General features: G+C 60.3%; 10 protein-coding genes. 6 read left to right on the forward strand and 4 right to left on the reverse strand.

Features of this window, described 5'->3' with window-relative positions:
• The first annotated feature begins 10 nt into the window (after positions 1-10).
• A complete protein-coding gene (locus F617_RS0108430) occupies positions 11-1,099 on the forward strand; it encodes a chemotaxis response regulator protein-glutamate methylesterase (RefSeq protein WP_003514176.1) in 1,089 nt (362 codons plus the stop codon).
• Positions 1,100-1,216: 117 nt separating this feature from the next.
• On the forward strand, positions 1,217-1,918 hold the full coding sequence (locus F617_RS0108435; RefSeq protein WP_019565036.1) for a ParA family protein: 702 nt from the start codon (positions 1,217-1,219) through the stop codon (positions 1,916-1,918).
• A 58-nt stretch (positions 1,919-1,976) separates the two neighbouring features.
• Here the strand turns inward: F617_RS0108435 and F617_RS0108440 are convergent, their stop codons facing one another.
• The 3 genes from F617_RS0108440 to F617_RS0108450 form a co-directional block, all read right to left on the reverse strand.
• Entirely contained in the window at positions 1,977-3,704 is a 1,728-nt protein-coding gene (locus tag F617_RS0108440; protein ID WP_019565037.1) for a hypothetical protein, read from the reverse strand.
• Positions 3,705-3,843: 139 nt separating this feature from the next.
• Complete coding sequence (locus F617_RS0108445) at positions 3,844-5,958, reverse strand: PAS domain-containing sensor histidine kinase (RefSeq protein ID WP_019565038.1); 2,115 nt, start codon at positions 5,956-5,958, stop codon at positions 3,844-3,846.
• Entirely contained in the window at positions 5,955-6,695 is a 741-nt protein-coding gene (locus F617_RS0108450; RefSeq protein WP_003514167.1) for a response regulator transcription factor, read from the reverse strand. Before F617_RS0108450 ends, F617_RS0108445 begins: the two co-directional genes overlap by 4 nt.
• A gap of 229 nt (positions 6,696-6,924) precedes the next feature.
• Between F617_RS0108450 and F617_RS0108455 the strand changes: the two genes are divergently transcribed.
• The 4 genes from F617_RS0108455 (at position 6,925) to F617_RS0108470 (ending at position 12,436) form a co-directional block, all read left to right on the forward strand.
• A complete protein-coding gene (locus F617_RS0108455) occupies positions 6,925-7,917 on the forward strand; it encodes an ABC transporter substrate-binding protein (protein WP_026330739.1) in 993 nt (330 codons plus the stop codon).
• A 117-nt stretch (positions 7,918-8,034) separates the two neighbouring features.
• Complete coding sequence (locus F617_RS0108460) at positions 8,035-9,060, forward strand: ABC transporter substrate-binding protein (protein WP_003514162.1); 1,026 nt, start codon at positions 8,035-8,037, stop codon at positions 9,058-9,060.
• 86 nt (positions 9,061-9,146) lie between these two features.
• Positions 9,147-11,378 (forward strand): iron ABC transporter permease, encoded by a 2,232-nt coding sequence (locus F617_RS0108465; protein ID WP_019565040.1) that lies wholly within the window; start codon positions 9,147-9,149, stop codon positions 11,376-11,378.
• Positions 11,375-12,436, forward strand: a complete 1,062-nt coding sequence (locus F617_RS0108470) for an ABC transporter ATP-binding protein (protein ID WP_003514159.1) — start codon at positions 11,375-11,377, stop codon at positions 12,434-12,436. Before F617_RS0108465 ends, F617_RS0108470 begins: the two co-directional genes overlap by 4 nt.
• Positions 12,437-12,463: 27 nt before the next feature.
• Here F617_RS0108470 and F617_RS0108475 read toward each other — a convergent pair whose 3' ends face one another.
• A complete protein-coding gene (locus F617_RS0108475; protein WP_019565041.1) occupies positions 12,464-14,500 on the reverse strand; it encodes an NADH:flavin oxidoreductase in 2,037 nt (678 codons plus the stop codon).
• Positions 14,501-14,519: the final 19 nt, after the last annotated feature.

A 14,519-nucleotide genomic window follows, 5' to 3' on the forward strand; every position in this document is an offset into this window, starting at 1 on the left:
GCAGAGAGCCATGTCGAAAAAAATCCGCGTTCTCATCGTCGACGATTCCGCCAGCGTCCGGCAGACCCTGACGGAGGTTCTCGAAAGCGATCCCGGCATTGAGGTGATCGGGGCCGCTGCCGATCCGTTTGTTGCGGCCAAGCGCATCCAGGAAGAAATTCCCGATGTCATCACGCTTGATGTGGAAATGCCGCGCATGGACGGCATCACCTTCCTGCGCAAGATCATGTCGCAGAAACCGATCCCTGTAGTCATGTGCTCGTCGCTGACCGAGGCCGGATCGGAAACCCTGCTTCAGGCACTGGAGGCGGGGGCGGTCGACATCATCCTCAAGCCGAGGATAGGCGCTGCGGATCATCTGGCGGAGCAGGCCACGCGCATCTGCGAGGTCGTCAAAAGTGCGGCGCACGCCCGCGTCGGCAATGCGCGGGCGGTGCTGCGTTCGGCTGCCGCAAGCGGTCCGCAGGCCAAGCTGACCGCCGATGCCGTGCTGCCGCCGCCTTCGGGCAAGGCCATGGCGCGCACCACTGAAATGGTGGTCTGTGTCGGTGCATCCACCGGCGGCACGGAAGCGTTGCGCGCAATGCTGATGAAGCTGCCGGCCAATTCACCCGGCATCGTGATCGTTCAGCATATGCCGGAAAAATTTACCGCCGCATTTGCAAAACGCCTGAACAGTCTCTGCGATGTCGAGATCAAGGAGGCCGAGGACGGCGATCCGGTGCTGCGCGGCCATGTGCTGATTGCGCCGGGCGACAGACATATGCTGCTGGAGCGGCAGGGTGCACGTTATCGCGTTTCGGTCCGCACCGGGCCACTGGTTTCGCGACACCGGCCTTCGGTGGACGTTCTGTTTCGTTCTTCCGCGCGTGCCGCCGGTGCCAACGCCATGGGCATCATCATGACAGGCATGGGTGATGATGGCGCACGCGGCATGCTGGAAATGCATCAGGCCGGCGCCTTCACGGTGGCACAGGACGAAGCATCCTCTGTTGTCTTCGGCATGCCGAAGGAAGCGATCGCCCATGGCGGTGTCGACAAGGTTCTGCCACTCGACAGGATCGCGCTGGAAATTCAGGCCGAAGACCGCCGCCGCTGATGGCGCGACCCTTTTTTACCCGGCATTAACCAAACTCGCCAATGATGGCGGTAACACCATGCGACAGGTGCGTTCCGCGAGGCATGACCGTCTCCGCCCAGTTTTCCGGATCATGCCATGCCAGTTATCACCTTCGCGAACACCAAGGGCGGCGCCGGGAAAACCACGGCGGTTCTTCTCCTGGCGTCCGACTTGGCGCGGCGCGGATCGCGGGTTTGCGTCATCGATACCGATCCACAGCGCTGGATTTCCCGCTGGCGTGAAAAGGCCGATGCGCGTGTCGATTTTTCAGTCATCACCTATGTGACGGCGGCGACGTTACAGCAGCATGTCATCGACAGCCGCCGTGCATTCGATCATGTCATCATCGACCTGCCCGGTGCGCAATCGCCCCTGCTCGCGACTGCGATCGGTCTCTCCAACCATGTGCTGATACCCGTTCAGGGCAGCACCATGGATGCGCAGGGCGGGGCGCAGGTGCTGGAGCTGCTGCGTTATCTCGATGAAAAGGCGAATATCCGGATCGAACATTCCGTCGTGCTGACCCGCGTCAATCCGCTGGTCACGACCCGCGCGCTTCTGGCCGCACGGGAACTGCTGGCGCAAAGGAATGTACGTGTTCTCGATACGCCGATTTTCGAACGTTCTGCGTTTCGCGATATGTTCGAATTCGATGGATGCCTGCATATGATGAAAGCCGGCCATGTCAGCAATCTCGACAAGGCTCTGCAGAATGCCGAAGCTTTTGCCGCCGAGGTTCTCCGTCTCCTTGAGGCCTCCAGCAAAAAAAGCCCTGGCAAACTGATGCAGGCGGCCTGACGCCGGGAACCCTGCGCAGTAAAAGCGCCCCATCGATCCCGTTTAGATCGAATACGCTCTAGAAAAGCGCGTCGGCAAACAGATCGTCGTCATCTTCGACGGCGGCGGGTGCTTTCTGCCCGGGCGCAAGATCGACCGGCAAGTAGCGAAGATGCACGTCGCGCTCCTGCGCCATCGTGTAGATCTTGTAGATGCGTGTCGAAAACGGCTGGATTTTCTCTGCGAAGCCGGAAATGTCTCCGGCGCCGCCGGCGGCCAGCCCGCTTGCCACGTGATGGCATTCTTTCAGGACATCGCCGAGTTCGCTCTCGAAATCGAGCTTGATCACGGCGGCACTGATGCGGCTGAAAACGGCCTGACCTTCCGTGGCGAGATTCTGCAGACCGGTTTCCATCTGACCCTTGGCGTGGCTTATGGCTTCCAGTGCTTCGCTCAATGGTTCCCGCAGGTCACCGGCGCTCCGGTTCTCAGCCGTCTTCAGATTTGTAATGACGCTTTCGATCCGGTGGAGATCGGCAACGATCGAATCCGCCGGGCTTTCCAGCTTGTCGGCAAAGACCCGCAGCTCGCCGCTGACGACATTGACCGACCGGCCTTCGTCGCCCAGTTTCGAGCAGCGCAGGTTTGAGTTCAGCGCCATATAATGGATTTCAGTCTTGATCGAGCGCAGCACTTCAATGCCGTGCAACAGGTCCTGTGCGGTACCGGTAACGGAAGCGACGACCGCATTGGCATCCGCCATGCCTTCCTGAACGCGCCCGGCCAGATCGCACGCCTTTGCTATGTCCTTCTCAAGCAGCTGCAACGCGCTGCCGCCATCATTGGCAGCATCTTCCACCAGGGTGTCGCGCAGTGAAAGAATGGTTGCGGCATCGTCGGCGAAACTTGAGATGCCTGCAAAGATTTTGCGGCAATCCTGCTGGAAGGTGGTTGCCATCTCGTCGATCTGGGCGCTGACCATCTCGAAAACGGTGTCGTAAAGAGCGTCCATTTCGGCGGAATTTAACGCCTGCGCCTCTTCGGAATTCAGATAATCGCTGAACAGGGCGAGTGTCGTCTGCACATGTTCGACACGTTGGCGGGTGATGTCGCCGATCTGGAGGGAGGACAGCGTTGCCGCTATCTTGCCCTGCACGCCCTGCGCGACGGATTTCACCTTGGCCGCCATGGCCGTCATGGCGCGATGCTGTTCGCCGATGCGACCGGAATTTGTCTTCAAACCTCCGACGATGCCGGGGATCGTTACTTCGAAATCGGCGCCGATGACGGATGAGACGTCGCGCGCTCTGGCAAGCTGCTTGTGCATGAGATCGAGATATTGCGCGAATTTGCCGACTTCAGTACCGCCGAAATGGATGCGCTCGCGGATTTCCTCGGCAAAGGAGGAAAATTCGGCGATGCCTGCGCCGGTAATCTTTACTGTGACCGCAAAGGTTTTCAGGTAACGGATCGTCTCGCGGATATCATCGACATGGCCGTTTGCAGACTTGCAAAGGGAACTCATTTCAACGAAGGCGGCCTGTCGCAACTGTTCGGTTTCCGGCAGGCGGACCATGTCCTCAATGGTCTTTTGCATGTTGGCCACTGCCGCATCCGCGGTATCGCCGTCCATCGAACCCGTCATGCGGTCCAATATGGTGATGAGCTGGTTCAGGATGTCCATGACTGAAACGAGCACGGAGCCGCCTTCGAGAAAGGTCTTCTCGATACGAGACTGTGCGGTTGCAAGGCGCGCGGTCAGGTACGCTTGCGGATCACTGGCTTCAGCTTTTGGTTGATTTTTCACGACGGTACTGTTTCCCATACTCGGATGGCGTGATCCTAGAGAGCAGGAAGAAACGGACAGTGAATATTCTGAGTTGATCGGGAGTTAACAACTCAATTGGTTGACGAATTCCTCTCCCCCTGGAAGGCCTTCTCGGGGCTTATCGAATCTGGAGGTGGTCGGTGCCTACCGGAAAAGTCAGTTGTACCCTTGCGCCATCGCCCGGCATCGAGCTGATATGCGCCTCGCCGCCGCTCTGCCGGACGAAGCCGTAGACCATTGCAAGGCCGAGGCCTGCCCCGCCGTGTTCCTGCCGGGTGGTGAAATAGGGCTCGAAGGCCTTGTCCACCGCCTCGGGCGTCATGCCCACTCCCTCGTCGGTGACCGCGATCACAAGTGCATCCTTCTCGGAAGCGGCGCTGATCGAGATCAGGCCACCATCGGGCATGGCCGCTGCCGCATTCAGGCAAAGGTTGAGGATGGACTGCTCGAGGAGGGCAGGGTCTAGCGCAATCGAGGGAAGATCCTCGTCAATCTCCAGCGCAATCCGGCATTTCGGGCCGACTGCAATCTCAAGGATATCGGCCATGCCGCGCAGCAGGTTTGCGACGTTGATGCAGCTCGGATGAATGGGCTGCTGGCTGCCGATGGTCAGCATGCTGCTGGCCAGAGAACGGCCGCGATCCGCCGCCTTCCGGATACGGGCGATGTGGCGTTTCTGGCGATCGTTGAAACCAGTTTCGCGCTCCAGCAGGCCGAGGCTGCCGGTGATGATGCCGATCATGTTGCCCACTTCATGACTGACCTGATGAGTCATGCGCATGATGCCATCAAGCCTCTGGGCTTTTGCGGCCTCCGCCTCCTGACGATCGAGAGAAGTTACATCCCGGGCGAGCAGCACGATACCGCCATCCGGCTGGCGTGACATCGATACTTCGATCACTCGTTGATCTCCGGTGCGATGGCGCACGACTGCCCGGTCCATCAACTCGCCTCGGCCGCTCTCGAAAGGGAACAGTGCGGGATCGATCTCCGGTATCGGTTCGACAAAACGGCGAAGCGGCAGCTTACGCGACGAGCCGGAACGACCGACAAGTTCTATGATCCGGCGGTTCATGGTGATTGGCCGACCGGTCGGATCGAACAGCGCTATTCCCTCATTCATGTTGCGGAAGGTGGAGCGGATGGTTCGGGCCGCCGCTTCCGCCGTGCGCCGCAGGCGGGAGACACGATCGACGCTGTCATGGAAAGCCCGGAAAGCATCGAGCAGGCGGATCAGTTCCGTCTCCGATCCGGTGTAGGATGGCGGGCCGACATCCTTTTCACCCTTGGCGAGCGCGTTCATGCCGTTGGAAAGCGTCGCGATCCCGCGCGAGACACGCATCACTGATCGAATCGAGAATGTTGCCATGACCAGAACTAGAAGCGAAGCGACTGCGACGATGACCAATAGCCGGCTCAGAGCGTCCGAGGTCGAGATCAGGTCCTCGTTGAGGCTGCGGGCAACCGCATCGCTCTGCGTTTCGGTGACATGGGACAGATCGCGCGACACAATGTGAAGCCGCGACACCGAGGCGCGGATCGCAAACATTTCCAAGAGGTAACGGCTCTGCGCTTCAAAGACCCGCTCATAGGGTTGCAGCTCGGCCACGGGGAGCCGCTCTCCGGGATAACCTTCCTGGCGCGCGGTGGTTTCGGCAACATAGCGGCGGCGCAGTTCACCAAGCTGAAAGAGGCTGTCGGATGCGGATGCGGCCTGCACGATGCCGTTCATCCGCCGGCGCAGTTCGGGATCGGTGATGCCGCGACCCGTGGCAATTTCGCCAAGCGCGGCTGCCGCTTCCGCCTTGTGGCCCTGCGCCGCATCTGCATCCTTTGCCAGATCCAGCGTCTGTGTTCTGATCAATTCAAGGAGTTCGACGATGCGCTCGTTGGCAAAGCCGCGGGCGACCCGATCACCGTTGCCTGGCCCTGTCATCTCCAGCAGGATATCGACCTGCTGGACCACGGACCGGCTTTCGCTGGAGACGCGATAGGGCGAGGCGGCATTCATCAGGAAAGGTGCGCTCGAGACGAGGTCGGAGACCTGCCGCGAAACCAGCGATGCCTTGGCAAGGCTGGAAAAGGCCTGCAGGCCGTAGGCGGCCATTTCATCGCGAGCGCGTTGCAGGCCGTAGATGGCGATGGCGGATAGGCTGAAGACGAGGATGCAGATGAAGACGATCGCAAAGGGCAGGCGAAAGGCGATCGAGGAAAGGAAGGAACGGCTGATCACGGAGAAAGCTCGCCCTCGTCGGTGTGGAGCACATAACCCCTGCCGCGCCGCGTCTTGATGTGACGCGGCAGATCGGGGTTTCGCTCGATCTTGCGCCTCAGCCGCAGCACCAGCACATCGACGTTTCTATCGATATAGCGGTCGCTTTCCGAGCCAAGCCTGTCGAGGATCTGGGAGCGGCTGACGGGCTGGTTGGGCGTTTCGGCCAGAATTTCCAGAAGTGCGAATTCGGCACTTGTCAGCGTTCTGCTGCGATCGGTCAGGCAGACGGCCTGTCGGGCATTGAGATCAATCGCCCAGTCGCTGAGGAGCAATGCCGCCCGGCCGTGGTCGCGCTCACTGTCCTTTTCCTGCTTCAAGGAGGGGATCGTCCGGCGCAGAACGGCCTTGATCCGTGCCGTGAGTTCGATCGGTTCGAAGGGTTTGACGACATAATCGTCGGCCGCTGTTTCCAGGCCGAGAACCCGGTCGGCGGCGCTGCCGGCAGCCGTTACCATGACGATGCCGATATCAACCTTGCTGCGTAGTCTCTGGGCAAAGGTGCGGCCGGAGGTGCCGGGCAAGTTGTGGTCTACGAGCACCAGCTGCATCACGTCCTTCGCCAATATCTCGTCCGCTTCCTCGGCGGAGCGCGCGCAGGTGGGCAGCCAGCCCTCGGCCTCGACGAGGTCCGAGATAAGCTCTGCCATATCCGGATCGTCCTCGACGATCAGAATGCGAACCTTCTGATTAAGCACTGCGTATTCCTCCCGCCATCATCATAGGCGCGGCAGACGCGATCTTCAAAGCCTAGCTGGTTATCCGCCCTGTCATATTTGTAATATCTGTAATCTTGTTCGGAAAGATTGGTAACCATTCTTCGATTGCGGTGCGGTCAGGATGTGACATGCTAATGGCGGAGATTGGAACGGGGAGGTTCCAAGCAGGGAGGCTCAGTTGAGAGCATTGACCGCACTTGCGGCGAGCATGGCCTTATGGCTGTGCGGCGCAGGGCATGGCATGGCCGCGACGAAGTTGAACGTCCTGTGCGGCGTCGACGAGGCTTGGTGCGTGACCATGCAGCGGGCTTTCGAAGCGCGGATGGGGGTCGAGATTTCGATGGTTCGCAAGAGCACCGGCGAAATCCTCGATCAGATTCGTGCCGAACGCGCCCATCCGACTGTCGACGTCTGGTGGGGCGGTACCGGCGACACTCATTTGCAGGCGGGTTCGGAAGGCCTTCTGGAAGAGTATCAGCCCGCCCATCAGCAGGATCTGCTGCCATGGGCGCAGAATTTCAATGCGATGTCGGGATCGAAATCGGCCGGAATCTATGCTGGTGCGCTCGGTTTTGCCTATAATTCGGAACTGCTCGCCAAGAACAATCTGCCGGCCCCGACATGCTGGAAGGATCTGGCGAAGGAGATTTATCGCGGCCATATCCAGACCGGCAACCCGAACTATTCGGGCACGGCCTTCACCATGCTTGCCACGCTTGTCCAGCTCTTTGGCGAGGAGGAGGCTTTCAGTTTCATGGGCAGGCTTAACCAGAATGTGGTGAGTTACACCAAGGTCGGCTCGGCGCCCGTAAAGGCGGCGGCGCGGGGGGAGGTTCTGATCGGGATTTCCTTCATGCATGACGCCGTGACACAGAAGATCGAAGGCTTTCCGCTGGTGATCGTCGCCCCTTGCGAGGGAACCGGTTACGAGATCGGTGCGGTCAGCATCGTCAAGGGCAACCACAACGATGCGCTGGCGCAGGCGTTCGTTGAATTCGCGCTGACCCCGGAAGGACAGGCGACCGGGGCAAAGGCGGGGCAGAACCAGGTGCCATCCAACGCCCGGGCGACATTGCCGCTGACGGCGCCCGATATATCGATGATCAAGATGGTGGATTACGACTTCGCCACCTTTGGCCAACCCGAAGAGCGAAGTCGATTGTTAAGCCGCTTCGACAACGAAATTCACCCGACCCAGTAGGGGTCAGCAATCCAAGACCGAAAAGACAGACAGCGTGGCAGCACAAGATGCCGCGACAGGCAGCGCCATGTTTGTGGACTGCCGAACCATTCAGACGCAAGCTACAGGAGGATAACCATGCGACTGACGATACTTTCCACATTGCTTTTTGCCGGTACGGCACTCGGCACCACATCGGTGCAGGCGGCAGGCGAGCTTAACCTGATATGCTCTGCCGATGTCGTCATCTGCGAACAGATGAAGGGCGATTTCGAAAAGTCGCATGACATCAAGGTCAATATGGTTCGCCTGTCTTCCGGCGAAACTTATGCCAAGGTGCGTGCGGAAGCCCGCAACCCGAAGACCGATATCTGGTGGGCTGGCACCGGCGATCCGCACATGCAGGCGGCCTCCGAAAACCTGACGCTTGAATACAAGTCGCCGATGCTGGATCAGCTGCAGGACTGGGCCGTCAAACAGGCGGAAAGCACCGGTTACAGAACCGTCGGCGTTTATGCCGGCGCGCTGGGCTGGGGTTACAACACCGAAATCTTCAAATCCAAGGGTTACAAGGAGCCGAAGTGCTGGGCCGATCTGCTGGCACCGGAACTGAAGGGCGAAATCCAGATCGCCAATCCCAACTCTTCGGGCACAGCCTATACGGCGCTTGCCTCGCTCGTGCAGATCATGGGCGAAGACCAGGCGATCGATTATCTGAAGAAGCTCAACGCCAACATCTCGCAATATACCAAGTCCGGCTCCGCGCCGGTGAAGGCGGCAGCGCGTGGCGAGACGGCACTCGGCATCGTCTTCATGCATGATGCCGTGGCACAGACAGCGGAAGGTTTCCCCGTCAAGTCCATCGCACCCTGCGAAGGTACCGGCTACGAAATTGGCTCCATGTCGATCATCAAGGGTGCCCGCAACCTCGAAAATGCCAAGACCTGGTACGACTGGGCGCTGAAGCCAGAGGTCCAGTCACGCATGAAGGACGCCAAGTCCTTCCAGCTTCCATCCAACAAGACCGCGGAAGTGCCGAAGGAAGCGCCGAAGTTCGAGGACATCAAGCTCATCGACTACGACTTCAAGACCTATGGCGACCCGGCCAAGCGCAAGGCGCTGCTGGAACGCTGGGACCGCGAGGTCGGTGCAGTCGCAAACTGATCTGAACTCCGGCGATCGGCATCCCGGCTTTTGAAAGCCGGGATGCCCGCCGTTCTTTCATCGGCATGAAATAAGCGAGGTCGGCCATGACACGTGGCAATCGCAGGCTGAACATTGTCCTGGCGCTCGGGGCTTTTGCCCTGGTTTTTCTTCCCTGGTATCGCATTGAAGGCGGCTTCTTCAGCTTCCGCTGGCTGTCTGAGTTTCTCTCTTCCCCCAGCAATGCGCCCGGTGTGCTGCAAATATTGGTTTATGGAAAACCCTGGCTTGCCGGTGCCGGCCTGTTTTTCCTTGCCGGATGCCTTGTCCGCCCGATTGGCGATCCGATGCTGCGGGGCAAGCTGCTTGCGTGGATTGGTGCTGCCGGTCTCGTGGTTCTGATTTTGCAGGGATTGGCGATCGGCTTTACCGGCTGGACATGGAGCGTCAGTGAAAACCTGTTCGGCGTGCTTTCCGATGGCCAGCCCGCCATGGGCGCCGGTGCCGTCGTCATGTCGCTGGTCTTTGTGCTTTTCTTTGCCTTCGGGCTTGCCGAACGCGGCGTGATGAAGGGCGATGCCTTTGTCGTCGGCTCGATTTCCATTCTGGCCTTCCTCGTTACCGTTTTCGTGTTCTATCCGATCGGCAGCATGCTGATCGCATCCGTTCAGGATTTCGATGGCTCCTTTAATGCCGATGGCTTCATCCGCAATATTCAGGATCCCGGCATCTGGAGCCTTGGCTGTGTCACGGGTGAAGAGCGCTGCGGCGTTGCCTGGCGAACGCTCTTCCTCGCCTTGATGACCGCCTTCGGCTCCACAGTGCTTGGGTTGGGTTTCGCGCTGGTCGCCACCCGCACCCGTTTTCCGTTCAAGAAGGGCCTGCGCCTTCTGACGGTTCTGCCGATCATAACGCCGCCTTTCGTCATCGGTCTTGCCCTGACGCTGCTCTTCGGCCGCGCCGGTGTCGTCACTGAATGGCTTTCCTATCTCTTCGGCATCGAACCCGGCCGCTGGCTCTACGGCATGACCGGCATATGGATCGCGCAGGTGCTCTCCTTCACGCCGATATCCTTCCTGGTGCTGATCGGTGTCGTCGAAGGTGTCAGCCCGTCGATGGAGGAGGCGTCGCAAACGCTTCGCGCCGACCGCTGGCGCACCTTCTGGCGCGTGTCGCTGCCGCTGATGAAGCCGGGTCTCGCCAATGCGTTTCTCATCGGCTTCATCGAAAGCATGGCGGATTTCGGCAATCCGCTGGTGCTTGGTGGCACGCATGGGGTGCTGTCGACGGAAATCTTCTTTGCCGTTGTCGGTTCGCAGAACGACCCTTCACGCGCCGCTGTTCTCGCCATTATCCTCCTGTGCTTCACGCTTTCGGCCTTCCTCGCCCAGCGTTTCTGGCTGGCCGGCAAGAACTTCGCCACGGTTACCGGCAAGGGCGACAGCGGCGCGCATATCGCGCTGCCACGCGGCCTGTCCATTGGTGTCCATGCCGTCGTCGTGCCGTGGATGGTCTTCACCATCGTCGTGTACGGCATGATCCTCGTCGGCGGTTTCGTGAAGACCTGGGGTCTGGACAATTCGCTGACGCTCGACCACTACATCCGCGCGTTCTCCGTCAGCTTCTCCAACGGCTCGATCGCCTGGACCGGTGTTGCCTGGAACTCGTTCTGGACGACCATGGAGATCGCGCTGGTGTCGGCGCCGCTGACCGCTGCCGTCGGTCTGCTGACGGCCTATATCATCGTGCGGCAGAAGTTTGCCGGTCGGAACATCTTCGAATTTGCCCTGATGATGAGCTTTGCCATTCCCGGAACGGTCATCGGCGTCAGCTACATCATGGCCTTCAACCTTCCGCCGGTGGAAATGACGGGATCGGCGCTGATCCTGATCGCCTGCTTCGTCTTCCGCAACATGCCGGTCGGCGTGCGCGGCGGCATTGCGGCAATGAGCCAACTCGACAAAAGCCTCGATGAGGCCTCGCTGACGCTGCGCGCCGACAGTTTCCGCACGATCAGGAAAGTGATCCTGCCACTGCTCCGCCCGGCGATCACGGCGGCTCTGGTCTACTCCTTCGTCAGAGCGATTACCTCGATCAGCGCCGTCATCTTCCTCGTCAGCGCCCAGTACAACATGGCGACCTCCTACATCGTCGGTCTCGTCGAAAACGGTGAATACGGTGTGGCCATTGCCTATTCCTCCATGCTGATCGTGGTGATGATCACTGTTATCACCGGCTTCCAGCTCATTGTAGGCGAGCGTCGCCTGCGCCGCGAAAACCGCGTCGCGGGACTGCCGTCCGCGTCCTCCGTTCCTCTCGCTCAGGAGAAAACCGCATGATTTCCGTAAAGCCCGGCTCCGTCACCTTTCAGAATGTCCGCAAGACATTCGGCGCCTTCACCGCCATCCCCGACCTTTCGCTCACCATCGAACCCGGCACGCTGGTGACACTTCTCGGTCCCTCCGGTTGCGGCAAGACGACGACGCTGCGCATGCTGGCGGGGCTCGAACATCCGACGGCCGGTCGCATTCTGATCGGCGACAAGGATGTGACCATGCTGCCGGCCAATGAGCGCGATGTCTCGATGGTTTTCCAGTCCTACGCGCTTTTCCCGCATATGACGGCGCTCGACAATGTCGCTTATGGCCTGCAATCCTCCGGACTGCGCAAGGCGGAAGCACGGGAGAAGGCCGAGGAAGGTCTGAAGCTCGTGGGGCTGGCCGGCATGGGACATCGTCTGCCTGCCGAGCTTTCCGGTGGTCAGCAGCAGCGCGTGGCGGTTGCCCGCGCTCTGGTGCTGGAGCCGCAGGTGCTGCTGCTCGATGAACCCCTTTCCAACCTTGATGCGCGTCTTCGCCGCCGGGTTCGTACTGAAATCCGGGAATTGCAGCAGCGGCTTGGTTTTACCGCTGTTTATGTGACGCATGATCAGGACGAGGCGCTGGCCGTTTCCGACCGGATCATCGTGATGAAGGAAGGCGAGATCGCCCAGTCAGGCGCGCCGCGGGAACTCTACGAGGCGCCGGCTTCTTCCTTCATCGCCGACTTTATGGGCGAGGCGAATGTCGTCGGCTGCGAGGTGGTCAGCCTTGAGGGCGCCGATGCGTTGATCCGCGTTGGGGGGATCGATCACCGTGTTGCGGCACGCAACGCCAAACCTGGCCCGGCAAAGCTTGCGGTTCGTCCGGGTTCGATTTCCATCGCCCAATCGGGCGGGCAGGGACTTGCCGGGCGGGTGCTGCACAGTGCCTATCTCGGCGGTCACGTCGAATATGAAGTCGAGACCGATATCGGCACGCTCTTCATCATCGACCATGCGGTCGAGACCAGTCTGCCGCCCGAAAGCGATGTCACACTCGGGTTCAAGAACCGTGGCATTGCCTTGATCCAGGCCTGAGTTTCAAAGCGTATCGCGGCGGCCCTCTCAAATATCCTTTGCGAGACGCAGCGCATCGTAGATCGCCGCATGTGTATTGCGTGCGGCGACCGCGTCGCCGATGCGGAAGAGCCGGTAGGCACCGCCAGGGTTGCGCTCGACGGTTTGGGCGGAGCCCTCCAGCAAGGCGTCGTAGGATATTTCGCCGAGGTTCCTGGAGCCCGGCTTGAGGTCGAAATAGAGATCGTCCAGCGGCACCGTGCCGTGATTGACGACGATCTGGTCCACGGTCCTTGATTTCGTCACGCCGCCATAATCGCTGCCGACGTGGGCGACGAGCTGGTTGCCGTTTCTTTCCGCCGCTTCCAGCCGATAGGTGACGGTGAAGGTGACGTCGAGTTTTTGCAGTGAGCGCATGTAAGGAACCAGGTTCATCGCCATGACTTCCGGCGCGAAGGCGCGATCCGGGGTCATGATCTCCACTTTTGCGCCCGCCTTTGCGAGAAATTCTGTTGCCTGCAAGCCCGCATGGTCGCCGGCATCGTCGAAAACCAGCACATTCGTTCCCGGCTTGACGTCGCCGGAAATGATATCCCACGAGGAAACGACCAGGTCATTGCCGTTTGAAAGCACATCGGTATGCGGCAATCCGCCGGTGGCGATGATGACGACATCAGGGCTTTCCGAGAGCACCGTGTCCGCTTCCGCCCAGCTGTTGAAATGAAAGGTAACGCCGAGCCTTTCGCACTGGCTCATGCGCCAGTCGATAATGCTGATCATTTCGCGGCGGCGTTCGCTTTGCGCGGTCAGGCGGATCTGGCCGCCCGGATCGTTTGCGGCCTCGAAGACGACGACCTCATGGCCGCGTTCGGCACAGACACGCGCGGCCTCCAGCCCGGCCGGACCGGCGCCGACGATCACGACCTTCAGGCTTTCCGTCGCCTTGGTGATCTCGTGCGGCATCGTTTCTTCGCGGCCTGTCGCCGGATTGTGAATGCAGAAGGCGAGGCCGCCCTGATAGATGCGGTCGAGACAGTAATTGGCGCCAACGCAAGGCCTGATATCGTCCTCCCGCTTTTCCATGATCTTGCGCACGATATGCGGGTCCGTCATGTGGGCGCGGGTCATGCCGACCATATCGACCTTGCCGGAGGCGATGGCGTATCTGGCGGTGGCGACATCCTGGATCTTGGCGGCGTGGAAGGTGGGGAAACTGGTTGCCGCGCGGATTTCGCCTGCGAAGTCCAGATGCGGCGCGTTCGCCATGCCCTGAATGGGAATGACGTCGGTCAGGCCGGGATCGGTGTCGATATGGCCCCTGATAACGTTGAGATAGTCGATCAGGCCGCTATCCCGCAACCGGCGCGAGATTTCGAGGCCTTCCGCCTTTCCGGTGCCGCCTTCAAGACATTCGTCGGCGGTATAGCGAACCCCGAGGATGAAATCGTCGCCGACACGTTCGCGCATCGCCCTGAAGACGTCGAAACAGAAACGCATGCGGTTGTCCAGCGAGCCGCCATAGGGGCCATCCAGCTCGTTGGTCAGCGGCGAGACGAACTGGTCGATGAGATGGCCATAGGCTTCAAGCTCCACCCCGTCCATGCCGCCCGCTTTCATGCGTTCCGCAGCGTCGGCGAAGTCCTTGATGATGCGTTCGATATCCCAATCCTCGATCTTCTTCGGGAAAGCGCGATGCGCGGCTTCCCGCTGGTGGGATGGTGCCAGCACCGGCAGCCAGTCGCCCTTGTCCCAGCGCGTGCGGCGACCGAGATGCGTCAGCTGGATCATGATCGCTGCACCCTCTTCATGCACGGCGTCGGTCATTTCCCTGATCCACGGAACGATTTCATCCTTGTAGGCCAAGAGGTTGTTGAAGACGGGCGGGCTGTCTTTCGAGACGGCTGCGGAGCCTGCCGTCATCGTCATGGCGACGCCGCCCTTTGCCCGCTCGAGCGTATAGGCGCGGTAGCGCCCTTTCGGCATGCCGTCCTCCGGATAGGCGGGTTCATGCGAGGTAACGATGATGCGGTTTCGCAGGGTGAGATGCTTTAGCTGGTAGGGCTGAAGAAGGGGGTCATTCGACATGGCGACCGTGCTCCGAGAA

Source organism: Agrobacterium sp. 10MFCol1.1 (genome assembly GCF_000381165.1).
In the GTDB taxonomy this organism is placed as follows: Bacteria; Pseudomonadota; Alphaproteobacteria; order Rhizobiales; family Rhizobiaceae; genus Agrobacterium; species Agrobacterium tumefaciens.